Source organism: Panacagrimonas sp., assembly GCF_965216805.1.
Classification (GTDB): Bacteria; Pseudomonadota; Gammaproteobacteria; order Nevskiales; family Nevskiaceae; genus Panacagrimonas.
Genome location: NZ_CBDCGN010000002.1, coordinates 575,683 through 599,738 on the forward strand (window position 1 = coordinate 575,683; position 24,056 = coordinate 599,738).

General features: G+C 67.3%; 22 protein-coding genes and 1 pseudogene. 6 read left to right on the forward strand and 17 right to left on the reverse strand.

Features of this window, described 5'->3' with window-relative positions:
• Positions 1–100 precede the first annotated feature (100 nt).
• Both ACOOHP_RS02780 and ACOOHP_RS02785 read right to left on the reverse strand, forming a co-directional pair.
• Positions 101–3,058: a response regulator gene (locus ACOOHP_RS02780; RefSeq protein ID WP_420464937.1), complete on the reverse strand. Its 2,958-nt coding sequence runs from the start codon at positions 3,056–3,058 to the stop codon at positions 101–103.
• Entirely contained in the window at positions 3,048–3,719 is a 672-nt protein-coding gene (locus ACOOHP_RS02785; protein WP_420464938.1) for a hypothetical protein, read from the reverse strand. The genes ACOOHP_RS02780 and ACOOHP_RS02785 overlap by 11 nt, the downstream gene beginning before the upstream one ends.
• A 377-nt stretch (positions 3,720–4,096) precedes the next feature.
• On the opposite strand from ACOOHP_RS02785, the gene ACOOHP_RS02790 reads away from it, so the two are divergent.
• Positions 4,097–4,648, forward strand: coding sequence for a hypothetical protein (locus ACOOHP_RS02790; RefSeq protein ID WP_420464939.1), 552 nt, complete (start codon positions 4,097–4,099; stop codon positions 4,646–4,648).
• 148 nt (positions 4,649–4,796) lie between these two features.
• Here ACOOHP_RS02790 and ACOOHP_RS02795 read toward each other — a convergent pair whose 3' ends face one another.
• From ACOOHP_RS02795 to ACOOHP_RS02805, 3 genes are read right to left on the reverse strand one after another with little or no spacing between them, the layout of a single operon-like run.
• Positions 4,797–5,156, reverse strand: a complete 360-nt coding sequence (locus tag ACOOHP_RS02795) for a DUF1428 domain-containing protein (protein WP_420464940.1) — start codon at positions 5,154–5,156, stop codon at positions 4,797–4,799.
• Positions 5,157–5,202: 46 nt separating this feature from the next.
• Positions 5,203–5,637, reverse strand: a complete 435-nt coding sequence (locus ACOOHP_RS02800) for a VOC family protein (protein WP_420464941.1) — start codon at positions 5,635–5,637, stop codon at positions 5,203–5,205.
• Positions 5,638–5,651: 14 nt separating this feature from the next.
• On the reverse strand, positions 5,652–6,077 hold the full coding sequence (locus ACOOHP_RS02805; RefSeq protein WP_420464942.1) for a YciI family protein: 426 nt from the start codon (positions 6,075–6,077) through the stop codon (positions 5,652–5,654).
• A gap of 238 nt (positions 6,078–6,315) precedes the next feature.
• On the opposite strand from ACOOHP_RS02805, the gene ACOOHP_RS02810 reads away from it, so the two are divergent.
• On the forward strand, positions 6,316–8,289 hold the full coding sequence (locus tag ACOOHP_RS02810; protein ID WP_420464943.1) for a B12-binding domain-containing radical SAM protein: 1,974 nt from the start codon (positions 6,316–6,318) through the stop codon (positions 8,287–8,289).
• A 111-nt stretch (positions 8,290–8,400) separates the two neighbouring features.
• On the forward strand, positions 8,401–9,639 hold the full coding sequence (locus ACOOHP_RS02815; RefSeq protein WP_420464944.1) for an aminotransferase class V-fold PLP-dependent enzyme: 1,239 nt from the start codon (positions 8,401–8,403) through the stop codon (positions 9,637–9,639).
• Positions 9,640–9,686: 47 nt separating this feature from the next.
• Here the strand turns inward: ACOOHP_RS02815 and ACOOHP_RS02820 are convergent, their stop codons facing one another.
• Together ACOOHP_RS02820 and ACOOHP_RS02825 are read right to left on the reverse strand one after the other, a co-directional pair.
• On the reverse strand, positions 9,687–10,553 hold the full coding sequence (locus tag ACOOHP_RS02820; RefSeq protein WP_420464945.1) for a hypothetical protein: 867 nt from the start codon (positions 10,551–10,553) through the stop codon (positions 9,687–9,689).
• Entirely contained in the window at positions 10,553–11,584 is a 1,032-nt protein-coding gene (locus ACOOHP_RS02825; protein ID WP_420464946.1) for an AraC family transcriptional regulator ligand-binding domain-containing protein, read from the reverse strand. Before ACOOHP_RS02825 ends, ACOOHP_RS02820 begins: the two co-directional genes overlap by 1 nt.
• A gap of 164 nt (positions 11,585–11,748) precedes the next feature.
• On the opposite strand from ACOOHP_RS02825, the gene ACOOHP_RS02830 reads away from it, so the two are divergent.
• Positions 11,749–13,359 carry a flavin-containing monooxygenase gene (locus ACOOHP_RS02830; protein ID WP_420464947.1) on the forward strand — a complete coding sequence of 537 codons (1,611 nt, stop codon included), beginning with the start codon at positions 11,749–11,751 and terminating at the stop codon, positions 13,357–13,359.
• Between the two features lie 178 nt (positions 13,360–13,537).
• Positions 13,538–13,888, forward strand: coding sequence for a DUF2200 domain-containing protein (locus ACOOHP_RS02835; RefSeq protein ID WP_420464948.1), 351 nt, complete (start codon positions 13,538–13,540; stop codon positions 13,886–13,888).
• Positions 13,889–14,028: 140 nt separating this feature from the next.
• Here ACOOHP_RS02835 and ACOOHP_RS02840 read toward each other — a convergent pair whose 3' ends face one another.
• Positions 14,029–14,862, reverse strand: coding sequence for a putative RNA methyltransferase (locus ACOOHP_RS02840; protein WP_420464949.1), 834 nt, complete (start codon positions 14,860–14,862; stop codon positions 14,029–14,031).
• 79 nt (positions 14,863–14,941) lie between these two features.
• Here ACOOHP_RS02840 and ACOOHP_RS02845 point away from each other — a divergent pair, with 79 nt between their 5' ends.
• Positions 14,942–15,718, forward strand: coding sequence for a hypothetical protein (locus ACOOHP_RS02845; protein WP_420464950.1), 777 nt, complete (start codon positions 14,942–14,944; stop codon positions 15,716–15,718).
• On the opposite strand, the gene ACOOHP_RS02850 is transcribed toward ACOOHP_RS02845, so the two are convergent.
• The 9 genes and pseudogenes from ACOOHP_RS02850 to ACOOHP_RS02890 form a co-directional block, all read right to left on the reverse strand.
• On the reverse strand, positions 15,694–16,599 hold the full coding sequence (locus ACOOHP_RS02850) for a DMT family transporter (protein WP_420464951.1): 906 nt from the start codon (positions 16,597–16,599) through the stop codon (positions 15,694–15,696). The two genes, ACOOHP_RS02845 and ACOOHP_RS02850, sit on opposite strands and share 25 nt — an antisense overlap.
• Entirely contained in the window at positions 16,569–16,886 is a 318-nt protein-coding gene (locus ACOOHP_RS02855) for a hypothetical protein (protein ID WP_420464952.1), read from the reverse strand. The genes ACOOHP_RS02850 and ACOOHP_RS02855 overlap by 31 nt, the downstream gene beginning before the upstream one ends.
• A gap of 97 nt (positions 16,887–16,983) precedes the next feature.
• Positions 16,984–17,541: a hypothetical protein gene (locus tag ACOOHP_RS02860; RefSeq protein WP_420464953.1), complete on the reverse strand. Its 558-nt coding sequence runs from the start codon at positions 17,539–17,541 to the stop codon at positions 16,984–16,986.
• Positions 17,542–17,597: 56 nt separating this feature from the next.
• Positions 17,598–18,065: a hypothetical protein gene (locus tag ACOOHP_RS02865; protein ID WP_420464954.1), complete on the reverse strand. Its 468-nt coding sequence runs from the start codon at positions 18,063–18,065 to the stop codon at positions 17,598–17,600.
• A 37-nt stretch (positions 18,066–18,102) separates the two neighbouring features.
• The gene (gene pyrF, locus ACOOHP_RS02870; RefSeq protein ID WP_420464955.1) at positions 18,103–18,804 is read right to left on the reverse strand and encodes an orotidine-5'-phosphate decarboxylase; all 702 of its coding nucleotides are present in this window, start codon (positions 18,802–18,804) and stop codon (positions 18,103–18,105) included.
• Positions 18,805–18,806: 2 nt separating this feature from the next.
• Positions 18,807–19,052, reverse strand: a pseudogene (locus tag ACOOHP_RS02875) (CcdB family protein); the annotation flags it as partial.
• Between the two features lie 25 nt (positions 19,053–19,077).
• Entirely contained in the window at positions 19,078–19,359 is a 282-nt protein-coding gene (locus tag ACOOHP_RS02880) for a type II toxin-antitoxin system CcdA family antitoxin (RefSeq protein ID WP_420464956.1), read from the reverse strand.
• Between the two features lie 52 nt (positions 19,360–19,411).
• Positions 19,412–23,272: an ATP-dependent RNA helicase HrpA gene (gene hrpA, locus ACOOHP_RS02885; RefSeq protein WP_420464957.1), complete on the reverse strand. Its 3,861-nt coding sequence runs from the start codon at positions 23,270–23,272 to the stop codon at positions 19,412–19,414.
• 94 nt (positions 23,273–23,366) lie between these two features.
• Positions 23,367–24,014 carry a YceH family protein gene (locus ACOOHP_RS02890; protein ID WP_420464958.1) on the reverse strand — a complete coding sequence of 216 codons (648 nt, stop codon included), beginning with the start codon at positions 24,012–24,014 and terminating at the stop codon, positions 23,367–23,369.
• Positions 24,015–24,056: the final 42 nt, after the last annotated feature.

The window sequence follows — 24,056 nt, forward strand, 5'->3', positions numbered from 1 at the left end:
CCGTCATTCCTTCTCCCGCAGGCGGGAGAAGGTGCCCCGAAGGGGCGGATGAGGGGCTGGGACCCGCGCGGACCCGTTCAGGATCCAACGAGCGGCAGCGTCAGATTTTCCGGTCCGCGGCGAGCGCCTCGATCAGCGCGCGGTAACGCTTCGCGACCCCAGCGCAGTCCGCGGCCGGCGGCATCGGCGTCAGAGCGGCCAGACGTTCGATCTCCTGCGCCAGTGTCGCAGCGCCCACGAGACCCGCGTTGGCGGCGAGCTGGCGCAGGCGCTTGCGGCGGGCGTCATCGTCGCCCTGGACCAGCTCTTCGCAGGCCGCTTCGGCGTCTTCGATCATCGCGTCGAGCACCGCGTTTGCGCCGTCGTCGCCAAGTTGTTCGCACAGTGCAGCAAGATCGGGCACGTCACCGGGCACATCACCGGCGGCGACCACCTTGGCGTCGACCTGCGCGAGCTCGTCGAGAATCTCCTCCAGTTCCCGGCGCCGCAGCGGCTTGGCCAGATGGCGGTCCATGCCGGCGTCCAGGCAGGCCTGGCGTTCGCGGTCGAGCACGCTGGCGCTCATGGCGTAGATGCGCGGCTGACGCGGCAGCGGTAGCGCGCGGATGCGACGCGTGGCTTCCAGGCCGTCCATCACCGGCATCTGCATGTCCATCAGCAGCAGGTCGTACTCGCTGGCATTGACCGCATCCAGCGCCACCTGGCCGTTTTCCGCGAGGTCGGCGCCATAACCCAGCGACTCGATCATGCGCAGACCGACCTGCTGGTTGAGCGGGTTGTCTTCCACCAGCAGGATGCGCAGTGCGCGCTTGGGTGCGCGCGGTTGGCGTGCATCGGTCGCCACCACGGCGGTGCCGACCCCCAGCAGTTGCAGCAGTGCCTCCCCCAGCGCGGCGCGTCGCAAGGGCTTGAGGCGCACCAGCCTGAAATCAGACAGGTCGCGACCGGCCTGGCGCGCGCTGCTGAGCAGCAGCAGGGGCAGGTCCACGGCAGCGACATGCCGGCGGATACGCGCGGCCAGGGTCACGCCGTCCAGCTCCGGCATCTGGTCGTCGAGAATGGCGAGGTCGTAGCGCTCGCCCTGCTCGATCCAGGCCAGGGCCTGCAGCGGCGAGGCGGTGTCGCGCACCTGCAGACCCCAGTCCTGGGTGGCGGCGCGCAGGATGCGGCGGTTGGTGTCGTTGTCGTCCACGATCAGCAGCCGGCGCCCGGCGAGCGCCGACAGGTCGGTTGGTGCAACGACCGTCCAGGCCGGATCGGTGGCGGCCACGAACGTGAACGAGAACACCGAGCCGCGACCCGGGTGGCTTTCCACCGCCACTTCGCCGCCGAGCAGCTCGGCCAGGCGCTTGGTGATGGCCAGCCCCAGACCGCTGCCGCCGTAACGGCGCGTGGTGGAGGCGTCGACCTGGCTGAAGCTCTTGAACAGCCGGTCCAGCCGTTCGGGCGGAATGCCGATGCCGGTGTCGCGTACCGCGATGCGGAAGCGATGCCGGCCGGGCTCGAGTTCGCGAGCGGAGACTTCCACTGCCACGTCGCCCGACTCGGTGAACTTGATCGCGTTGGACAGGTAATTCACCAGCATCTGGCGCACCCGCGCCGCATCGCTGCACGCGGTCTCCGGCGTGCCCGGCGCAAAGTCGCAGGACAGTTCCAGCCCCTTCTGCGCGGCGCGATGCGAGACCAGCTCCAGCGCCTCTTCCACGGTGCGGCGCAGATCGAACACCTGCGGGTCCAGCTCCAGCAGACCGGCCTCGACCTTGCTGAAGTCGAGGATGTCGTTGATCACGCCCAGCAGGTGATCGCCGCTCTGGGAGATGGTGCTCAGGCTCTCGCGTTGATCGGTGTCGAGCCGGGTGTCGCCGAGCAACTCGGCGGTGCCGAGAATGGCGTTGAGCGGCGTGCGGATCTCGTGGCTCATGTTGGCCAGGAAGTTGCTCTTGGCCAGATTCGCGGAATCGGCAGCGGCGCGCGCCTCGCGCAGCGAGTTCGCCTGTTCGGCCAGCAGCCGCGCCTGCGACTGCCAGCGGCTGCCGGCGCGACCGATGACGTACAGCAGCAGCGCCGCCATCAGGCCGCCGAAGGTGACCAGCCAGGGCACGATCCGCTCGGTCGGGGTGGCGAATCCCGGTCGGCTGCGCAGATGCGCGGTCCACGCGCGTCCGGGCATCCGCAGTGGCTGCACGGCTTCGTAGTCCGAGCGCCGTGCGGACGGCAGCGGCAGCGGCTCGCCGTCCGCGGTCACGCCGGCCGTCGAATACAGCAGCGTATCGGCCTCGGCCGTCGGGCCGTCATGGATTTCGAAGACGAGCGGATCATCGGCATCGCCGAGCAGTCCGCGCATGAATTGCTCGGCGTGGAAGACCGCGGTGAGCCAGCCTAGGTGGCGGGCGTCGCGATAGACCGGCACGTAGGCGATGAAACCGACCTGCGTGCCGCTGGGACGCAGGATGCGCAGGCGCGGACTGAGCACGGCATGATCGGTGGCCACCGCGGCTTCCATCGACAGCCTGCGCCCCAGGTCCCGCATCATGTCGATGCCCAGTGCGCGTTCGTTGTCCGCGTTCAGCGGCTCGGTGTAGTACACCGGCACGTGCACGGTCGGGTCGCTTGGAACGATCGGTGGCGGCGGCGCGCGCAGGGTGAATTCGGTCAGGACTTTCGGGTTGGTGAAGCGGGCAGGCGATTCGCTGCGCACCGTCGCAATGAAGTCCGCGAGTTCGTGCGGTGCGACCTTCGGCGCGAAGGTCATCGCCCGGATGCCAGGGTAGTTGTCGGCCAGCCGCAATTGCTCGACGTAGATCCGCCAGTCGTCGCGGCTGACGAAGCTGGATGCTTCGAACATGCCGCGCCCACCGCGCAGGATCTGCACGTAGGCGCTCATGCGCTGCTGGATGGCGGACGTCAGTCGCCGCACCTCGTAGTCGAAGCGGGATTGCTGATGGGCCTGGATCAGGCGGTGGGTCTGCCAGCCGGCGGCGAGGCTGACCAGCACGATCAGCGCGACCGCGATATGCGACCACGCTGACGTGCCGCCGACCCGCGGTTCAGGATTCAAGCTGCCGCTCCAGATAGCGGACCAGGGCCTCGAAGCGGCCGAGCACGCGCAGCAGCCGCGACAACGTCTGCGCGGCGTCCGCATCGGTATCCGACGCGGCGAGTTGTTCAGCCCTGGCGCCGTGCAGGGCCAGGTTGCCCGCTCCGAGCTGCAGCGCCGCGCCGCGCAGTCGGTGGGCGATCCCGCGCAGCTGTGTCCGGTCCGCCGGGTTTTGCGCCAGAACTTCGCGTTGGGCCCGCAGGTCGCGTTGCAGCGCGGCCAGCATTTCGCGCGCGCCAGCCGGGCCGAACAGGCGCAGCAGTTCGGCCCAGGTTTCGGCGTGATGATCGAGCGCATCCAGCGCGGCTTGAAGGGCGTCGCGCTGCAGGGGTTTGCGCAGTGCAAGTGGCAGCTCCGCTGCCGCGCTGTCCTGCAACTCGATCCAGATCGGCGGCGCCGCGGCAGGGTCTTCGGTAGCGTTGCGCGGCGCTGTCAGTGCCGATACATCCAGACTTGGCAGCCGCAGGTTGATCAGCAGCACGTCCAGGTCGCCACCGGCCAGCGCGTGGTGCAGCGCGGCGGCGTCGCGTGCGATCCGCGCTCCGGGAAGGCCGAGGCGCTGCAGCAGGGCGCCGGCCAGCGCAGCGGACACCGCATCGTCGTCGGCAATCAGGATGTTCACTCGGGTCGCTGGCGCTGCTGCGGCAGGGCGCACCGCAAGGGGTCGGTCGTTACGGCCGACAAGCTGCAGCCGTTGGGCCCATGGCTTGGGAGCGCAATCCTTCTCCCGGTCGTCCCCATGCTCTTGCAGCCTGCTTGCCGCTGTCGGATGTATTGATCCGAGCTTAGCATTCGGCCTGCGATTCGCGGTTCGGCAAGGGAGCTGCGCGACGATGGGAGATCGCCGCAAGGGGTGAGTGCCCGCTGCGACGATGGCGCTGGTCGCCTTGAGCTGCGGCACGGCGTCGGCGACGGACACTCTTTTGATGAATTACGGCGATTGCCTCCCAGCTTCTGCGAAACTGCCGTCAGTTTCACCGAACGCGAGGAGCCCGACCCATGCTGGAGCGCCTGATGACGCCGCTGCGCCGCCTGGCCGGCATCCGCGTGGTGGCCGATCTCGGCGAGGTCCACCAGGGCAAGCTCGGCCAGGTCGATTGCGAGGTCCGGCTGTGGCTGGAGCAGTGGCGTGGCCGTTACTTCGTCGCCATCCAGGTGGCGCATCGGCGCGGCAGCAATTTCAGTCGCACGCGCGTGCTCAAGTGGCCTTACAGCAAGGGTCAGCCGCAGGACCTGCAGGCGGTGATCGACGATCTGCAGGTGGTGGAGCGCGCCGCGCAGGGCCAGGGTCTGAAGGAGGGGCGCGGCTGGGTCGGCCGCGCGGTGGACCGCGTGTTTCGCCGCGACTACCTCGGCGAGTACCGCTTCGCCTCGCCGCTGGCGGGCAGGCCAGCGTCGCGGGTCGAGGCGACGGTAGAGAATGCCTCGCGCCAGACCTGGGTCAGTCTGGTCGAACGCCGTGGCCGCAAGGGCAGCATCATGGTGCAGTTTCCGCACGCGGCGGTGCGGGCTTTGCGCGAGGCGCTGGAGACTTACGCGACGCGGGGTTGAGCCCGAGCGCCAGCTGCCGCGGCCAGACCAGTAGCCCGGGTGCGACCCGGGGGTTCCACGTGCCGGCGCAGGCAAGCCCCGGGTTGCACTCGGGCTACCAAGGCGGATGGTCGATCCGCGCGCTCTGTGCTTCGAGCGGTTGCAAGGTTCAAACGTCCACGGCCACCTTGAAGCCGCCGAAGATCAGCCGCTGCCCGTCGAAGGGCATGGACTCGGGACTCATCATCTCCTTCATGCGCGGGTCGGCCATGACCTTGGCATTGACCTCGTCGCGATGCTCGCGCGAGGTGTAGACGATCCAGGCGAACACCACGGTCTCGTCGTCCTTGAGTTGCACGCTCTGGGGGAACGAGGTGTGCACGCCGGGTTTGACGTCATCGGCGACGCACTCGCGATACTCCAGCGCGCCGTGTTCGCGCCATATCGCGCCGCAGGTGCGCGACATCTGGTAGTAGGCCTCCAGCTTGGCCTTGGGAACCGGCACCACAAATCCGTCGACGTAGTTCATGACTGCTCCTTGCAAAGTAGGGTAAGCAATCCAATGTGCATCGATCTCAAGGCATCACGTTGATCATCCAGGCGACGCCGAAGCGGTCCACCACCATGCCGAAGCAGGGCGACCAGAAAGTCTTGCCCAGCGGCATGCGCACCTGACCACCCTCGGAGAGCGCGGCGAAGCGCGTCGCCGCCTCGGCTTCGTCGCTGAGCGCGATGGACAGCGAAAAGCCGTGAAAGCCGGTGTGAGGCTGGCCCCCGCAGGCTTCCGCACACACACCGCCGTCGTCGACCATGATCATGGTTTCGCCGACATGAAAACTTGCGTGCATGACCTTGTCGTCGCTGCCCGGCGGCAGCATCCCGGGCGGCATCGGTTCGGGGCTGTCCTTGAAGCGCAGCAGCATGTCCAGCTTGGCGCCGAGGGCCTGGGTGTAGAACTCGATGGCCTCTTCGCAGCGGCCGTTGAAGCTCAGATAGGCTTGTACGAGCATGGGCTGTTACTCCTTCAGTTTTGACGGTTGATCTGTGCCCGCAGGCGCGCTTCCTGCTCGCGCAGCTCGGGGGTGAATTCGGCGCCGAAATCCTCCTCCTCGAACACCTGGCGGATCTCGATCTCGCTGTCGCCCGGCATCGGATTGGGGCAGCGCTTGACCCACTCGATGGCCTCGTCCAGCGAGCGCAGCTGCCACAGCCAGAAGCCCGCGATCAGCTCCTTGGTCTCGGCGAACGGCCCGTCCATCACGGTGCGCTGCTTGCCGGAAAAACGTACGCGCACGCCCTTCGAACTGGGATGCAGTCCTTCGCCCGCCAGCATCACACCGGCCTTGACCAGTTCCTCGTTGTAGCGGCCCATGGCGGCGAGCAGTTGCTCGTCGGGCATGTGTCCGGCCTCGGAATCGGCAGTGGCTTTCACAATCACCATGAATCGCATCGTCGTCTCTCCACTATTCGGATCGGGGAGCCTGCAGATAGTGCCGGCTCTTGATGACACGACGAACGATGTGCGCCCGAATCGACCGCGATTCGGCTGCTTTTTGAGCGGGGCGCGTAAATGATTATCAGGAAAAGGATTTATGTTTTGATCAGAGTCCCAATTGGAGCCGCCTGCGCCGATCCGAATGGCAACCGATGGCATAAAGTAGTGCGCTCGAACCGGGGTGCGCGTGCGTATGGCAGCTGAACCAGGAGCAGGGAAAGGCGAGTCGGTGCGCGTGCTGTCGCTCACCCCGCCGATGACGCAGCTCAACACGCCGTATCCGTCCACGGCCTACCTCACCGGCTTTCTGCGCTCGCGCGGAGTGAACGCCGTGCAGGAGGACATGGCGCTCGCGCTGGTGCTGGAACTGTTTTCGGCGACGGGCTTGCGCTGTGTCATCGAGCGCATCGCGGCAGTGCCGGAACCAGAGCGCTCGTCGCGCGTGCGGAGTTTCCTCGCGCAGGCGGATCGCTACCTGTCCAGCATTACTCCCACCATCGCCTTCCTGCAGGGGCGCGACGCCACCCTGGCCCATCGCATCTGCGGCCGTCAGTTCTTGCCGGAAGGTTCGCGTTTTGAGTCGCTGGCCGTTTACGTGGACGAGGACGGCGGCGATGCCCTGGCCTGGGCCTTTGGCGCGCTGGGCCTTCAGGACCGCGCGCGCCACCTGGCGACGCTGTATCTCAACGACATCGCCGACGTGCTGCGCGAAGCGGTGGATGCGCGTTTCGAGTTTGTGCGCTATGCCGAATCCCTGGCACAGAGCCAGCCGAGTTTCGATCCGCTGGCCGCGGCGCTCGCCGCCGAGCCGAATCTGGTCGACCAGACGCTGCAACGGCTCGCGCAGGACGCGATCGGCCGCCACGCGCCGGACGTGGTGCTGATCTCGGTGCCGTTTCCGGGTGCGGTCTATGCGGCATTTCGCATCGCCCAGCGCATCAAGGCCGACGCTCCGCACATCATCACCGTACTCGGCGGCGGCTACGTCAACACCGAGTTGCGCGAACTGGCCGAGCCGCGCGTGTTCGACTACTTCGATTACGTCACGCTCGATTCCGGCGAACGTCCGCTGCTGTCGCTGCTGGAGCATCTGCGCGGCGAGCGCACGCAGGACCGGCTGGTGCGAACTTACTTGCGCGATGCCGAGTCGCCCGCGGTGCGCTACATCGACAGCGGCGAGCGCGACATCCCCTTCAACGAGGTCGGCACCCCGACCTGGGATGGCCTGCCGCTGGATCGTTATCTATCCCTGCTGGACATGCTCAATCCCATGCACCGCCTGTGGTCGGACGGGCGCTGGAACAAGCTCACCGCCGCGCATGGTTGTTACTGGAAGCAATGCAGCTTCTGCGACGTGAGCCTGGATTACATCTCGCGCTACGACGCCGCCAGCGCCACCACTTTGGTGGATCGCATCGAGCAGATTGTGCGCGAGACCGGCCAGACCGGGTTTCATTTCGTTGATGAAGCCGCACCGCCCAAGGTGCTCAAGGCGATGGCGCAGGAGCTGATCCGCCGCGGCGTGTCGATTTCCTGGTGGGGCAATATCCGCTTCGAAAAATCCTTCTCGCCTGCGCTGTGCGAGTTGCTGGCGCAGAGCGGATGCATCGCCATTTCCGGCGGTCTTGAAGTGGCGTCGGATCGTCTGCTCAAGCTGATGAAGAAGGGCGTGTCGGTGGAGCAGGTGGCCAGAGTCACGCGCGCCTTCAGCGATGCCGGTGTGCTGGTCCATGCCTATCTGATGTACGGCTTTCCGACCCAGACCGTGCAGGATACGGTGGACGCGCTGGAATACGTGCGCCAGCTGTTCGAGCAGGGCTGCCTGCAATCCGGATATTTCCACCGCTTCAGCTGCACCGTGCATTCGCCGGTCGGAAAAAACCCACAGGATTACGGGGTCGAGTTGCTTGCATCGGCGCCGGGCACGTTCGCCAACAACGACATCGGCTTCATCGACCCCTGCGGGGTGGATCACGACGCGCTTGGCGCTGCCTTGAGCAAGGCGATCTACAACTACATGCACGGCATCGGCCTGGAACGGGACGTGCGCAGTTGGTTCGACCTGCGGGTGCCGCGGAGCAAGGTGGCCAAGAACTTCATCGCCCGCGCGCTGCTGGCCGCAGGCGAGCCGGGCAGGGCGAGCCCCAGCAAGCCGGCAAGGGCCTGAGCGAGAACGAACCCAGCGGGTGTTCCTGATCCGCGCCATCACGTTGGCACACTTGCCTGCGTTGCGCGGGCCTGAAACGCTGGCGGTGCCGGCCCCTCCATCGACCCACTCATGACGACGACGGCTCTCGACCTCGATTTCGTGCGCGCGCAGTTCCCTGCCTTTGGCGAGCCCAGCTTGCGCGACCAGGCGTTCTTCGAGAATGCCGGCGGCTCCTATGCGTGCCGACAGGTGATCGCGCGCCTGGGCGAGTACTACACGCGCCTCAAGCTGCAGCCCTACTACGCCTACGCCGCCTCCAGCGAGGCCGGGCGGTGGATGGACGCGGCGCATGCGCGCCTGGCCGCCTATCTGGGCGTGGCCGCAGATGCGATCCACTTCGGTCCGTCGACCTCGCAGAACACCTATGTGCTGGCGCAGGCCTTGCGCCCAAGCCTGCGTCCGGGCGACGAGATTGTCGTCACCAATCAGGATCACGAGGCCAATGTCGGCGTCTGGCGCCGACTCGCCAGCGACCGTGGCGCGGTGCTGCGTGTATGGCAGGTGGATCCGGAAAGCGGCGTGCTGGACCCTGCCGATCTCGACCGGCTGTTGTCGACGCGGACGCGCCTGCTGGCGTTTTCACATTGCTCCAACATCGTCGCCCATCTCAACCCGGTGGCGGCGATCACCGCCCGCGCGCGCGCGGTCGGGGCGATCAGCGTGGTCGACGGTGTCAACTACGCGCCGCACGGCTTTCCCGACGTCGACCGTCTGGGCGCCGATATCTACCTGTTCTCGCTGTACAAGACTTTCGGTCCGCACCAGGGCCTGATGGTGCTGCGGCCCGAGCTGCTGGACCTGCTGGGCAATCAGGGCCACGAGTTCAACGCGGCCTATCCGCGCAAGCGCCTGGTGCCGGCCGGCCCGGACCACGCACAGATCGCCGCCGCGGCCGGCATTGCCGATTATTTCGATGCACTGGACGCGCATCACCATGCCGACCGCTCCGACACCGCCAGGCGCCCGCAGCGGATCCGCGAACTGCTGCACACAGCGGAACGGCCGCTGCTCGCACGCCTGCTCGGATATCTGGCGGCGCATCCGCGGGTGCGCCTGCTGGGTCCCGCCGATGCGGCGCATCGCGCGGCGACGGTGGCGCTGGTGCCCTTGCTGCGCCCGCCGGCGGAGGTGGCGGTGCGCCTGGCTGCGGCGGGTATCATGGCCGCTGCCGGCAATTTCTATGCGGTGCGACTGCTGCAGGCCCTGGGCGTGGATGTCGCGCGCGGCGTGCTGCGGCTGTCCTTCGTCCACTACAACACGGCGGCGGAGGTGGAGCGCCTGATCGAAGCGCTGGACGCGGCGCTATAACTGCTCTGCACGTCCGCTGCGGGTCGAGTCAGCCGGCGTGACCTGGCTCAGGACGTCGGCGGATCGCGAAAGCGCATCGTCTGCACGCCGTGATCCTCGCCCAGCTTCAGCACCACGTCGGCACGCTCCGCCATCACCTCCAGGGCGTGTGCCGTGAGCCGTTCGTAATGCTGGATAAAGCGCTCGATCCGACTTTGCGATAGCAGACCGCTGGCCGCAGGCTGCGCGCCGAGCGCGGTGTCCTGCTCCTGCTGCCAGCGCCAGCGCCGTACGCAGGCCAAGTCGGGAACGCGCAGGAACACCAGGGCATCGAGCAGCGCGAACCAAGCCGCGTAGGACGAGCCAAGCTGCTCGTTCACCGCGCGGCGCCAGCGGCCGTCGGCATCCTCGCGGGCCTCCAGCTCATTGACTGGTGTCTGCAGCAAGGCCTGCGGCTGCGCCGGCAGGCCGACGCACCAGCCTTCCAGCAGGATCAGATCGACCGGTCCTTCGACCCGCTGCCAATCGGCGGCGGGCATGCGCTCGTCGTCGGCTTTCGAGAAGCGGGGCAGCGCCAGAGTCTTGCCGACGGTCAGGGCGCGCAACTGTGTCAGCGTACGCGTTCCCAACGCGGGGTCGTGGGTGCCGGGCACGCCGCGCGTCGCGAACAGCGGGTGGACTTGGGCCGCAAGGGCGTGGCGCGCTGCGCGCGGCAGATAGAAATCGTCCAGCGACAAGGCCACCGCCCTGAGGCCATGGACGGCGGAGAGTTCGCCCTGCAGGAAGCGCGCGGCGGTGCTCTTGCCGGAGCCCTGGGCGCCGTTGATGCCAAAGATCGGGCAGCGCTGCGCACCGCGGCGCTGCGCCATCCAGGCGGCCAGGTCGCGGTAGAAGCTTTGCGTGCGCGGGGCGAGCGGACCGCTGTCGGTCGGCATTACAAGCGTGTCCCGACGGCGTTGCGCATGGTGCCACGGCGCGACTCGCGCAGGCTCCGGCCGTTCCAGCGCCGGAACGAGCGGCTGAACGAGGTGGGGTCGGCGTAGCCCAGAATCTCGGCGATGTCGGCGGCACTGAGTTCGGAATGGCGCAGGTACTTGGCCGCCAGGTCGGCGCGTACCGCATCGCGAATGTGGACGAAGCTGGTGCCCTGCCGCTGCAAGCGGACCTGCAGGGTGCGCGGCGCCAGGTCCAGCGCGCGGCTGACCTCGCCGACGGTGCAGGGCGCATACGGCATCAGCGAGCGCACCACCGACTCGACGCTGCGCGCCAGGTCCTTCTCCAGCCGGTCCTCCTCCAAGCGCACCACCCGGCTGGCCAGGGCCCGCGCCGCCGAGCCGCGTGCCCGCAGCGGCGCTTCGAGCGTCTCGGCGTCGAGCATCAACGCATTGCGATCCTGGTTGAAGCGCAGATCGGCGCCGAAGCTGGCGTGGTAGGGCGCCAGCGCCTCGGTCGGGCGCGCGTGACGAAACAGCACTGCGGCCGGCATCCAGTCGCGGTGCAGGTGGCTGCGAATCTCGCCGGCCAGCACACTCAGGGAGAATCCGGCCATCTGTATTTCGCTGTCATGCTGGCCAGCGGTGGTGGTCCAGCTCAGCAGTGCACCGCCCTTGATCCGCTCCACGCCGACCAGTGCCGCATCGCTGTAAAGATCGAAGTTGTCGGCCAGTTCCTCGCACATCCGACCCACCGTGCGGGCATTGCGCAGCAAAATCCACAGCGGCCCGATCAGGGCAGCCAGGCGCGCGCCTCGCGCCATCGCCAGGCCCCAGGTCGGCATCCGGCAAGCGGCGGCCGCGGCCTCGAAGAAGCGCAGCACCGCAACCGCGTGTACCAGCAGATCCGGGTCATGCAGCGCTGCTGCGGGCAGGCCGCAAGCGCGCGCGATCTGCGCCGGGCGGGCACCGTGGGCGCGGATCAGGTCCGCGGCGCCGTCGAGGATTGCACTGCGTATCAGCGGACCCGCCATCGCGTTGATCTCCTGGACTTACTGCGCATGATGCCAAGTCTGCTGCGCAGAATGCCAAGTCTACAAGCGCCGGCAGGCGCATCCTCGAATCCCGAAGGCAGCGGTCGGGCGAGGTGCCGGCCGCGGGCACGACACAACCGAAGAATCGAATGAGGAGATCTGCGATGACTGCTTTGCCAAACGAGCCGCTGGACGCCGTGATCATCGGCGCCGGCTTCACCGGCCTGTACCAATTGTGGGCGCTGCGCCGGCTGGGCCTGCGCGTACGCGTGCTCGATGCCGCTTCCGGCGTCGGCGGCACCTGGTACTGGAACTGCTATCCGGGGGCGCGAACCGACTCGCCTTCCAACATCTACCAGTACTGGTTCTCCGACGAACTGCTGGAGGAGTGGGACTGGAAGGAGCGCTACCCCGGACAGGCCGAATCCGAGCGCTACTTCAACCACGTGGCCGACCGTTTCGACCTGCGGCGCGACATCAGCTTCAACACCCGCGTCGACGCCGCTACCTGGGACGATGCCACCCAGCGCTGGAACCTTGCGACCGACACCGGCGAGACCGTGAACGCGCAGTTCGTGATCACCGCCCTGGGGCCGCTGAGCGCGCCGGTGGTGCCGCCGTTCGAAGGCCATGAAAAATTCCGTGGCCGGCTCGTGCACACCGCACGCTGGCCGCGCGAAGGGGTGGATCTCAAGGGCAAGCGGGTCGGCGTGATCGGTACCGGCGCCACCGGCATCCAGGTGATTCAGACCATCGCGGCCGAGGTGGCCCATCTGAGCGTGTTCCAGCGCACCGCCAACTACGCGGTGCCGATGACCAACACGCGTTATACCGATGCCGATCGCGCCGCCATCCGCGCGCGCTATCCGCACACGCGTGAAGCGATCTGGACCACCTTCGTCGGATTCGACGAGCAAGGCGAGACGCGCCCCTATTTCAGCCTGCCGCCGGAAGAACGACGCGCCACCCTGGAACGGCTGTGGGCAGACGGCTCCTTGCGGATCTGGGTGGCGGGTTTCATGGAGATTTTCTTCGACCCGGCCGCCAGCGAGGAAATCTCCGACTTCGTGCGCGAGAAGATCCGCGCGCGGATCCATGATCCGAAGATCGCCGAAAAGCTGGTGCCTCGCGACCACGGCTTCGGCACCCGTCGCGTGCCGCTGGAGAACGGCTATTTCGATGTCTACAACCGCGACAACGTCGATCTGATCGATCTGCGCGAAACGCCGATCGAATGTCTGACGGCCGACGGCATTCGCACCTCGGTGGGCGAAGTTTCGCTCGACGTGATCGTTCTTGCCACCGGCTTCGATGCCGGCACTGGTGCACTGACCGCAATCGACATCCGCGGGCGCGGCGGCCGCTCCTTGCGCGACGAGTGGAAGCGGGAGGTCCGCACCACCATGGGCCTGCAGATTCATGGTTATCCGAACCTGTTCACCACCAGCGCTCCGTACGCGCCCGCGGCGGCATTCTGCAACGCGCCCACCTGCCTGCAGCACCAGGTGCAGTGGATCACCGAATGTATCGGCTATCTGCGTGCCAACGGCCGCAAATGCATCGAGCCGTCGGCGCAGGCCGAGCAGAGCTGGCTGACTCACCACGATGAACTCGCCGACCAGACGCTGGTGGCCAAGACCAAGTCCTGGTACACCGGTGCCAACATCGAGGGCAAGCACAACCGGCTGCTCAGCTACATCGGCGGTGTGCCGGCCTACCGGGAAGCCTGCGAGAAAGTGAAGCAACAGCACTACGAAGGTTTTGAACTGGCCTGATCATCGGACACCCGCCGGCTTGCTGGCGGGTGTCGGCCTCGCCGCAGACCACTTGAACGCATACTGCACGACAGTGCAGCGGGCCTGGCTCGCACACTCACGCTTCGTCAGGGCCAGTCGCGAACGTTGATTCGGTCACAACCCCCTTGCCAGGACTCGATCGGATGGAGACAAGGCTATGGATCCAGAGCGGATCTATCGGATGAAATTTTCGAGCGTCTATCCGATGTATGTTCAGAAGGCCGAGCGCAAGGATCGCACGAAGGAAGAGGTCGATCGCGTCATCTGCTGGTTGACCGGCTACAGCCCGAAGGAACTGCAACGGCAGATCGAACGCGAAACCGACATGGAGACCTTCTTTTCCCAGGCGTCCTCGTTCAATCCGAATGCCTCGCTGATCAAGGGCGTGGTGTGCGGGGTGCGGGTGGAAAACGTCGAGGACCCGCTCATGCGAAAGATCCGCTACCTGGACAAGCTCGTCGACGAGTTGGCAAAGGGAAAGGCGCTGGACAAGATCCTGCGGCAATAGCCGGTGGCGGCCGGTAGCGAGGGGCGTCGACCCGTGCAGGTCCCGACGTTCCCTCCTTCGGTCGATCCGTATCCCGACACCGACGATTGCGGACACCGGTCGTATTTCGGCATCCGGGGCGGTCAGCGTCGAACCCCCGGTCATGCCTTGCGCTCGAACTCCAGGATGACGAACGCGGCGGCGGTCTGCAGCGCGGTCCGGCCTGCCATCGCCTCGCGTCGCTCGGGCCGCGCCTTCCAGGCGTACGGGGTCATGCACAGAAGATTGGACACGTCGGCGTGGTTCAGGAGCAGATCGAAATTCAGTGTCTGTGTGCTCTGCAGGGCGAAGCCGGTACCGAGCGTCTCCACGAACTTGTCGGGCTCGTGTGGCTGCACGGTTTCGAACAGACCCTCGCGCAGCTGCTGCAGATGATCGGCCGCGGGGGTGACCACCAGCAGCAGGCCGCCCGGTTTGAGCACCCGCTGCATCTCGCGCAGGTGGAGCTGGGTGAACAGGCAGGTGATGGCGTCCAGCGAGGCGTCGGCGAACGGCAGTTGTGCGCCGCTGGCGATCAGCCAGGTCGCGACTTCTCGATGGCGCTTGGCAGCGAGCTGGATGGCAGGCTTGGCGATGTCCAGGCCGATGACTTCGGGCGCGGCTCCGGTAGCCGTGGCGCCCGTCGCCGCGCCCATGGCCGCCGTGTAATAGCCCTCGCCGCAGCCGATGTCGAGCACGCTCTGCGGCGCGTGCGCGCGCAGCTGTTCGACCACCGCACGGCGCAACGGCGCGTAGTGGCCGGCATCGAGAAACGCGCGGCGCGCCTGCAGGGAATCGCTGCGATCGCCGGGGTCCAGGCTGTGCTTGTACTGCACCAGCAACAGGTTGACGTAACCGGCGCGCGCCACGTCGAAGCTGTGCCGTTGTGCGCACTGCCAGGTGCGCGGCGCGCGCTGCAGGGGTTGTGTGCAGGCCGGACAAAGGATGTCGATCATGCGTAAGGGTAGCCGCAGCTCCGGCAGCGAACCGAATCGCTGAAGACGGGGTCCCTCCAGCGTGAAGCCCTCTTTCCGCATGTCGATGCTGCGCACATTGCTGCTGGCTGGCAGTGTGTTGGCCCTGCCGTGGACGGCCTCGGCGCAGGCCGACCTGGAGGTGCGGGTGCGCGACGAGCTGGGTCTGTCGACCGCGCAGCGGGAGGCGCTACTGCAGCGCTTGCGGCCGTGGTCGCGACGGGTCTACGCCTACCTTGGCGACCCGCGTCCGCAACCGGTCAACCTGATCCTCACGCAGCGCATCCGTATCGGCTATTACGCCTCGCCCAATCTCTATCTGCCGCCGGCGGATGACGGCGAGATGCTCGAAACCTGGATCCACGAGCTGGCGCATCACGTCACCGGCCACCAGTCCAATTTCTTGTTCAAGGAAGGCATCGCCACCCACGTGCTGGAGGCATTGTTGGTCGAGACCGGCAGGGTGCCGCAGGGTTTTCCGCAGTACGGTCAGTCCAACGACGCCTGGGTCGCCCTGTTCGACCGCAGCGGCACCCTGCCGACGCTCGACGATCTGATGCCCCTGCAACGCTACGACGGACGCACGCCGCAATCGGATTTCCGTTCCTGGCAGGTGTATGTGATCGGCGCCTCGTTCGTGGGCTGGCTGATCCGCAACCAGGGGCTGCAGACCTTCCACGACGTGTTCGGGGCGGAGTCGCTGGGTCCGCGCGGCGCCGATTGGGAGCGTCGCTGGCGGGCCGACATCCGCGCCGCGAATCACCCGCCGTTCGACCCCATGCGGCACCTGCCGGACCGCACGCGCTATCGGCGCTACGCCGCCAGGCTGGGTTTCTGAGACGCCGGGCGCGAGGCGCTGCGACACAGCAAGATGCCCGCCAGGATCACCGCACCGCCGACGAGTTGCGCCAGGCCGAAACCCTCGGCCAGCAACCACCACGCGAACAGCGCAGCCGCCAATGGCTGCAGCAGCAGACCCACCGCCGACAGCGCAGCCGGCAGCGATGCCATGGACTGTGCGATCAGGCCTTGCCCGCCGACGTGGGACAGCAATGCCAGTCCGGCCAGCACCCACCAACCCTGGGCGGACGCCGGCCAGATGCGCTCGCCGAGCAGCCATGCCGTCGGCAGCAGCACGGCGGCCACCGTGGCGCTGCTCCAGGTCATCACGCGCAGGGCGCCGACGTCGCGGCGCAGGCGGGTGACGGCAAGGATGTAGGCGGCGTAGAACAGCGCTGCGGCGATCGCCAGGCTGTCGCCTACCAGGCCCTGCACATCCAGTTGTGCGCTACGGCCCACCAGCACCACGGTGCCGGCCAGTGCCAGCGCCATACCCAGCGCGAAGCGTCGGCTCACCGCTTCGCGCCACAGCAGCCAGGCTGCCGGCGCCACGAACAATGGCGCCAGATTGGCCAGCAGGGTGGCGTTGGCCACCGAAGTGCGCTGGATCGCGTAATGCCACAGAGCCAGATCGGCGGCGAAGAACAGGCCCGCCAGAATCAGCCAGGCGTAGGGCAGGCGTGTCGCGGGAGCATCCGCCACGGGGGTGAACGAGGCATCGCTCCAGCGCAGCGCCAGCGCGAATATCGGCCAGGCCAGGAAGCAGCGCCAGAACGCCGCCGCCGCCGGACCTACATCGGCCAGCCGCACAAAGATCGGCGCCAGGCCGATCAGCATGGCACCCAGGCTCAGGGCAATGAAGGCGCGATGGGCAGGCACGTGGTGGTCACTCGGGTGTGGAGCTTTCTTGCCGCGGTGGTTTCGAAAACCAGGTGCAACAGGTTGATCAACCAGTTCGAGGAAGTTGAAAGAGTCTGGCAGGAACAGGTCTGCAGGGCACTTCCAAGCGACGCTTTTTCAGGTGGCATGGGATCTATCCACCAGGCGATCCGATCAAGCTCGTTTTTGCTGAAGGCGTACGGATCGGCGCCCTCGGGCAGGTACTGACGGAGCAAGCTGTTGGTGTTGTCGTTGACCGCGCTGCCCGGCGCAATGCGGATCCGCAAAATTGAGCTTGATGCCGACGATGGCAGCGCCGCCAGCTTGTCGCAGGTTGGGGCGTCACGCCGCCAGCGGTCGACTTTGCCGCCGACGGGAAGCTGATCAGCGCCCGAGGCGCCACAGCCGGTAGTGGCGCCAGGCCTGCTTCATCAGCGCGTCGCGGCGTTGCGCGTGCGGCAGTTCGGGGTGGTCGTAGCGATAGTGTGCGACCAGCGTCGACGCCTCGCCGGCGCCGTCGTCCGGGCCGTCGATGCCCGGGATCATGAGCACGTAGGTGTGTTCGCCGTCCTCGAAGATGTAGGCGGCCTCGCCGGGATATTGCAGCTTCTCGTCGTGCGGCTCGCCGCCGGTCGCGAAGCCGGCGTTGAAATCGAGCTGCTCGGCCGGCAGGGCCTTGGCGTCGAACATCTCCTTGACCATGAACTTGAAGGCGACGCTGATCATGTACCCGCCGCGTTCCAAGCCGGTGAAGGCGCATTGGCTGTGCAGCGTCGGGATGTGCTCGTTGGAGGCCACCGGCTTGACCGGCTGGCCGAGAAGTTCGATGGCGAGCGTCTCGGTCAGCAGCGAGCAGGCATTGGTGACCTCGTCGAGGCGCCGATCCTCGGCCTGCAGCGGCGCCGCGAAAAACAGCGCCGCGGCCGCCAGCAGGGCGGTCATGCCGCTGCGGCGGATCACGCTGTCCGCGCAGGCGATGCCTCTGTCCAGGCGGCGCATCAGCGCTTCGCCGTGATTGCGGCCTCGAAGTCGACCGTCTTGCCGCCGTCACACGCGAGGGCGCCTGACAGCTCGGCGCGGAAGCTCTCGCGATCGCCGTCGATGATCCGGGCCGTCGACTCGTCGCTGCTGCGGCATTTCGTGCCGTCCGCGAGGGTCAGCTTGACCGTTGCCGTGGGCGAACTGCCCGAGGTGACAATGGTGGCGCTCAGCTGCTCGGTGGCCTTGGACTTCCGGTCCGGCGAGATTGCCCCGCCGGCAAGCACGACGTTACCCGGAATCATCGTCTGCACATTCAGGATCGAGCCCTGCACGGAGCCTTCGAAGCCGCCGGTGTAGTCGACTTTCCACTTCGGCGTGCGCGTGCCCGACGGCTCCGCACCCCCGCCGGGCGCTGTCGCTGCAGACGGCTGGCCGTCGCAGGCGCTGATCAGGCCAAGCACCAGCATTGCAATCAAGGTTCTCATGTCAGTCTCCTTGTGTGTTCGTGCCAAAGATCATGCTTCATGACTGGGCCGCGGCGATCTCGGCCTGAAGGCTCAGCGCCATCGCGCGCGGGTCGGCGGCGTCACGAATCGGGCGGCCCACCACCAGGTAATCCGCACCGGCCTTGATCGCCTCGGCCGGTGACATCACGCGCTTCTGGTCGGCCTCCACGCGGTTCTCCACCGGCCGGATGCCCGGGGTGACGCAGATCAGTTCCCGCGGCGCCTCGCGGCGCAGGCGCGCCACCTCGAGGCCGGACGACACCACGCCGTCGCAGCCCGCGGCCAGCGCGCGGCGCGCGCGTGACAGCACCAGTTCGGCGATGTCGCACTGAAAACCCAGATCGTCGAGATCGCCCTGATCCAGGCTGGTGAGCGCCGTCACCGCCAGGACCTTGAGACGGCCCGACTTCGCGCCGGCCGCCGCCTGCATGATCGACTGGTTGCCGTGCACGGTGCAGAAGTCAGCGCCGCGCGCCGCCAGGTTGCCGACCGCGCGCGCGACAGTTTCCGGGATGTCAAAGAACTTGAGGTCCACGAACACCTGCTTGTCCTGTGCCTTGAGCCAGGCCAGCAGTTCGAAGAAGCCGGGCGCCATGCACAGCTCCATGCCGATCTTGTAGAAGCCGACCGCATCGCCGATGCGGGTGACCAGCGCGCGCGCGGCCTCCGCGTCGGGAACATCGAGGGCGGCGATCAGGCGGTCGTGCGGGCGGGGCATGGTCAGAATCCGGTCAGCAGAAAGTCGATGACATGGAGGGTGAGGCTGGCCAGTGCCGACAGGCCTGCCGTCGACATGACGACTTTCAGATCGAGCACGGCGAACCTAGAGTGCAGGGACTCGATTTTCGCATCGAAGCGTTCGGCTTTCACCAACGGGATCACCCTGCGTATTTCCAGATCCAGGGAATCCGTCTGCACGTCGAGCGGGAACGGTACGCTCGGCTTGCCGGGACGGGGGTTGCAATAGACCTGGTAACGGGCCGCGGTGACCTCAGAAAGAGATCAGGTCCTTGTTCCAGGGGCCGTCACGGCGCACCCGCGCGTTGTAGGTCTTGATCGCCGGCTGCTTGGCTTGTAGCCAGCATCGTGCCTGTTGCTCGCGGATCGCCTCGGCGATCTTGGCGTCGGCCAGCCGCGACAGGTTCAGGCCCATTGCGCGAGCCTGCGCCACAGCACTCGCCTGCAGGGTGAGGTCGGTGCGCGTGCGGCCAGCAGGTGTCTTGGCCGCCGCGGCACGGCGTTGAGAGGCTGCAGTGTGGACAGTTCGTGCCATCGTGATGCTCAGTAATGATGTGTAGGCACCATGCGCATCGGATGCCGGGGCGTCAATCGCGCAGAGCGTCCTGTACCTTGGCGGCGCTTGGCGACCCCAGCGCGCGCAGCTCCTGCGCGAACAGCGCCACGCGCCATTCCTCGATCACCCAGCGCGCCGCATGCCAGGGGCCGGGCAGGCGTTCGATCCAGGGCTGCAATTGAGCGCTCAGTTCCAGGTCGCGCTGCGGCTTGTTGGGCAGGCGATCCAGACGCACGCCCATCGCCTTCAGATAGGTGCCGATGCGCGGCCATTGCGCGGCCGGGATGGCGGCGACGAAGTCCGGCATCAGCAGGGACTCAAGTTGGGTTTGCAGGTCGGCCTGCGCCTGCGGCCAGGCCTCACCGAGGGTGCGCAGGCGCTTGCGCAATTCGGCGGCGGCGATCAGCCACTCGCAAGCCTCGTCGAGCAGCTTGACGACGATGCGCCCGAACTCGCCACGGTGCTGCTGCGCGGTCTGGAACGCGTCCTGGCTGCGGATGGCATCCAGTGCCCAGGCCTGTCCGGCGGCACGCTCGGCAATGGCGCGCGCCAGGGTCTCGGGCGTGATCGATGAACCGATCAGCGCCAGGCCCAGGCGGGTGCGCGCGCTGCGCACCAGGTCCTTGACGCGATCATTGAGACGCTTGAGCAGCAGCTCGCGCACGCCCAGCTGATGCGCCTGTGCAGCCGCGTCGGCGGACTCGACCAGACCGAGGAACAGTCGCCCCTCGGCGGCCTGCAGCGCCGGCCAGGCACGCGCGCCGCTGGCCAGCACCACGTACTCGGGCAGATCGCCGAAATCCCAGTCCAGCACCGGGTCGCGCATCCAGCGCCGGATGGCATCGTCGCGCTGCGCTGCCGCGGCCAGCGCCTGGCGCACGCTGCCGGCCTGGGACACCAGCAGGTCCTCAAGGCTCTGCGCCTGCGCCACTGCGCGTCCGCGCGCATCTTCCAGCACCAGGCGTGGACGCAGATGGGCTTCGAGCTTGTCGGGCGCGAAGTCGTCGGGCTCGAGCTTCACGCCGGTCATGACCTGGAAGTGCGCGCAGATCGCCGTCAGCAGCGCGCCCTTTGTTGGCGACATGCGGTTGGCGAGCGCGGTGGCGTACTCGGCCACCGGCGTGCACTGGCGCCGCAGGTGATGCGGCAGCGAGCGGATCAGGCCCTCGATGCGTGCCGGCAGCAGGCCCGGCACTAGCCAGTCGAAGCGTTCCGCCGGCAGGCCGTAGAGATGCTCGATGGGGATGTGGAAGCTCACGCCGTCCTGCTCGGCGCCGGGTTCGTGCGCATAACTCAGGCGCAGACGCTGGCCGCCGATGTCCAGGTGATCGGGAAACAGGCTGTGCACGTCGCTGTCAGCGCCCGGACGCAGCAGTTCGGGCTCGCCCATGCGCAGCGCTTCGTTGCGCCGCTTTCCCGGCACCGCCAGCCAACGCTTGAGCGCGGCCACGGTGCACAGGCCCGGTGGGATGCGCTGGTCGTACCAGGCCAGTAGCTGGTCTTCGTCGGCGAGCAGGTCGGGCCGGCGCAGGCGCGCTTCCTTGTCGCGCACCGACTCGGCGAGTTCGAGGTTGTGCTTGAGAAAAGCCGGCTTGTGCGGGATATCGCCGCGCACCAGTCCGTCCAGCAGGAAGATCCGACGGGCACCTTCGGCGTCGATGCTGCCGTAGTGACGCTGCTGCGTCATCAGCGGCATGCCGAAGATATGGAAGTGCTCGGTGCAGCTCACTTCACCCCGTTCGGCGCTCCACTCGGGCTGCAGCGCAGTGCGTTTGACCAGATGCGGCGCCACCGTGAGTAGCCATTCGGGTTCGATGGCGGCGCAGGTGCGCGCGAACACCTGGCTGGTATGCACGATAGCGGCGCACATCAACCATTGCGGCGATTTCCTGGCGATCTTCGAACCCGGGAAAATCTTGAAGCGCCGCCCGCGCGGGCCTTGATACTCAGGCCTTTCCGGTAGTTTGAGACCGATGTGATCCACCAGCCCGGCGAGCAGCGCCTGGTGCAGCGGCGTGTACAGTTTTTCGATGGCCTCGGGGGTGGCTGCAAATGCGCCCTTGCGGTCCTCGCGCTCGCCGAGCAGGTCGACGATCTGGCGATACACCAGTTCCCATTCCTCCATGCGCAGGTAGGACACGTAGTGGGATTTGCACAGCTTGCGCAACTGGCGGTTGGAGGCGCCCTCTCCCCACTGCTGCCAACGGTTCCACAACTGCAGCAGGGTGAGGAAGTCCGAGCGCGGGTGGCGCCACTCGGCATGCTTCTGGCGCGCCTGTTCCTGCGCGTCGGGCGGCACTTCGTGAGGGTCCTGCACCGACAACGCCGCCGCCAGCACCCAGGTTTCGCGCGCACAGCCGCTACCCCGCCCGGCCAGGGCGATGCGCGCGACGCGCGGGTCCAGCGGCAGGCGCGACAGCTCGCGGCCCAGCGGCGCGAGCGCGCGTTCCTCATCGAGCGCGCCCAGGGTCTGCAGCAGCCGATAGCCTTCCGAGATCTGGCGTGAGTCCGGTGCTTCGATCCAGGGGAATTCCTCCACATCGCCCAGGCCGAGCATCGCCATCTGCAGAATCACGCCGGCGAGGTTGGCGCGCAGCACCTCGGGGTCGGTGAAGGCTGGCCGCGCGGAGAACTGGTCTTCCGCGTACAGCCGCACGCAGGTGCCGGGGCCGATACGCCCGCAGCGTCCGGCACGCTGGTTGGCCGCAGCCTGGCTGACCGCTTCAATGTGCAGTTGCTGAATGCCCAGGCGGGTGGACCAGCGGCTCATGCGCGCGGTGCCGGTGTCCACCACATAACGAATGCCGGGCACCGTGATCGAGGTCTCGGCCACGTTGGTGGTCAGCACGATGCGCGGCGGGCCGCCACTGGAAAACACCTTGTCCTGCTGTGCGACCGGCAGTCGCGAATACAGCGGCAACACCTGCGCACGTGGAAAGCGGCCACTGAGCATGCGGGAGAGTTCGTTGATCTCGCGCTCGCCGGGCAGGAACACCAGGACGTCGCCGAGCTTGCCACCGGACCAGAGATGTTCGATCGCCTCGGCCACCGCGTCCTCGGTGTCGATCTCTTCGGCGTCGGCGCGGTACTGCACCGTCACCGGGTAGGTGCGGCCTTCCACGGTGATGATGGGCGCGCCGTTGAAATGCCGGGACAGGCGCTCCGGATCGAGCGTGGCGGAGGTCACGATGATCTTCAGATCCGGCCGTCGTGGTGCCAGGCGCTTGAGCCAGCCCAGCAAGAAATCGATGTTGAGACTGCGCTCGTGGGCCTCGTCGATGATGATCGTGTCATAGGCCAACAACTCGCGGTCGCGCTGCAGCTCGGCCAGCAGGATGCCGTCGGTCATCAGCTTGATGAGGCTGGTTTCCGACACGCGGCGATCAAATCGCGTCTCGAAACCGACCAGTCCACCCACCGGGCTGTTCAGCTCGCTGGCGATGCGTGCCGCGACGCTGCGCGCCGCCAACCGGCGCGGCTGGGTGTGGCCGATCAGGCCGCGCGTGCCGCGACCCAGCTCCAGGCACAGCTTGGGCAACTGGGTGGTCTTGCCCGACCCGGTTTCGCCACACACGATCAGCACCTGATGGTCGCGCAGGGCTTCCAGCAAGGTTTCGCGGGCCTGCGCAACCGGCAGTTCCTCGGGGTAGGCGATGTGAGCGGGCCGTGCCGCGTCGCGCGCGCGCTTACGCTGCAGACCGGCGGCCAGATCGCGCAGGAAACGCTCGGCATCAAAACGCTTGGCGTCGGCACGCCGCAGTTGCTGCGACAGTCGGGTGGCGTCGCGCAGGCTCAGGGTGGTCTCGGCATGCGCCAGGCGCTGGCGCAGGTCGCTGAGGTTGATGTGGCTGGGAGACGTTTCGGCTGAGGCGGTGCCGGGCGATTGGCGCACCCTCGTCCGGCCGCCTGCAGTCTTTCGCTTATCCGTGTTCATCCGCGTCCAGAACTGTCGGCACCGCCCGCGCCTGCGACCGATGGATGCGGCTTCAACCCGCTGCAGGCGGTGCCGGCTCGACGCCGAGCTGGCGTTCGAGTTCGGCCAGGCGCTGTTCCAGATAGGCTACTCGCTGCGTCAGCGAGGGCACGCCCGCTTCCGGCGCCGGTGCCGCTTCAAAGGCGCCGGTCTGCAGGCCTTCGGCTGCGTCCGGGCAGATTAACTGCGTGTAGCGCTGCGCAGACTGGCCGGGCTGGCGCGCCAGCCCGGCAACCAGGGGCTGCGCGCGGTCGGCCAGGTCTTCCAGCGCGGCGTGGACGCCCGCGGTGTCGGCCGGGCCGTTGATGGGCGCGGCGCTGGCACGCAGTTCGGCCAAGGTCAGCGGGCCGCGCAGCATCAGGGTGACCAGCACCGCCATCGGCGCATCCTTGAGCAGCAGTTCGTGCTGAAAGCGATGGCGCCACTTCGGCACACGGCTGATCTGGTCCTCGCGCTTGGCCAGACGCAGCTCCTCAAGCTGGTTGAGGGTGGCGCCGACCTCGCCCTCGCTGAGGTTCATGATCGGCTGGCGCGAGGATTTCTGATTGCAGGCGGTGACCACCGCGTTGACGCTGAGCGGGTAGTACTGCGGCGTGGTGATGGATTTTTCCACCAGGCAGGCGATGACTCTGGCCTGGACTGCCGTCAGGGTTGGGTTCATGGGGATCGCGGCGGGGGATGCGGCAGGGACACCGTTCGCAAC

Bases quoted from the DNA above. Each gene is read 5' to 3' on its own strand.
- ACOOHP_RS02860 (WP_420464953.1), bottom strand. From the start codon at position 17,541: ATGACCGCCCTGCTGGCGGCCGCGGCGCTGTTTTTCGCGGCGCCGCTG.
- ACOOHP_RS02790 (WP_420464939.1), top strand. From the start codon at position 4,097: ATGCTGGAGCGCCTGATGACGCCGCTGCGCCGCCTGGCCGGCATCCGC.
- ACOOHP_RS02795 (WP_420464940.1), bottom strand. From the start codon at position 5,156: ATGAACTACGTCGACGGATTTGTGGTGCCGGTTCCCAAGGCCAAGCTG.
- ACOOHP_RS02825 (WP_420464946.1), bottom strand. From the start codon at position 11,584: ATGGCGGGTCCGCTGATACGCAGTGCAATCCTCGACGGCGCCGCGGAC.
- ACOOHP_RS02890 (WP_420464958.1), bottom strand. From the start codon at position 24,014: ATGAACCCAACCCTGACGGCAGTCCAGGCCAGAGTCATCGCCTGCCTG.
- ACOOHP_RS02810 (WP_420464943.1), top strand. From the start codon at position 6,316: ATGGCAGCTGAACCAGGAGCAGGGAAAGGCGAGTCGGTGCGCGTGCTG.
- ACOOHP_RS02815 (WP_420464944.1), top strand. From the start codon at position 8,401: ATGACGACGACGGCTCTCGACCTCGATTTCGTGCGCGCGCAGTTCCCT.
- ACOOHP_RS02820 (WP_420464945.1), bottom strand. From the start codon at position 10,553: ATGCCGACCGACAGCGGTCCGCTCGCCCCGCGCACGCAAAGCTTCTAC.
- ACOOHP_RS02865 (WP_420464954.1), bottom strand. From the start codon at position 18,065: ATGAGAACCTTGATTGCAATGCTGGTGCTTGGCCTGATCAGCGCCTGC.
- ACOOHP_RS02830 (WP_420464947.1), top strand. From the start codon at position 11,749: ATGACTGCTTTGCCAAACGAGCCGCTGGACGCCGTGATCATCGGCGCC.
- pyrF (WP_420464955.1), bottom strand. From the start codon at position 18,804: ATGCCCCGCCCGCACGACCGCCTGATCGCCGCCCTCGATGTTCCCGAC.
- ACOOHP_RS02800 (WP_420464941.1), bottom strand. From the start codon at position 5,637: ATGCTCGTACAAGCCTATCTGAGCTTCAACGGCCGCTGCGAAGAGGCC.
- ACOOHP_RS02805 (WP_420464942.1), bottom strand. From the start codon at position 6,077: ATGCGATTCATGGTGATTGTGAAAGCCACTGCCGATTCCGAGGCCGGA.
- ACOOHP_RS02880 (WP_420464956.1), bottom strand. From the start codon at position 19,359: ATGGCACGAACTGTCCACACTGCAGCCTCTCAACGCCGTGCCGCGGCG.
- ACOOHP_RS02835 (WP_420464948.1), top strand. From the start codon at position 13,538: ATGGATCCAGAGCGGATCTATCGGATGAAATTTTCGAGCGTCTATCCG.
- ACOOHP_RS02845 (WP_420464950.1), top strand. From the start codon at position 14,942: ATGTCGATGCTGCGCACATTGCTGCTGGCTGGCAGTGTGTTGGCCCTG.
- ACOOHP_RS02840 (WP_420464949.1), bottom strand. From the start codon at position 14,862: ATGATCGACATCCTTTGTCCGGCCTGCACACAACCCCTGCAGCGCGCG.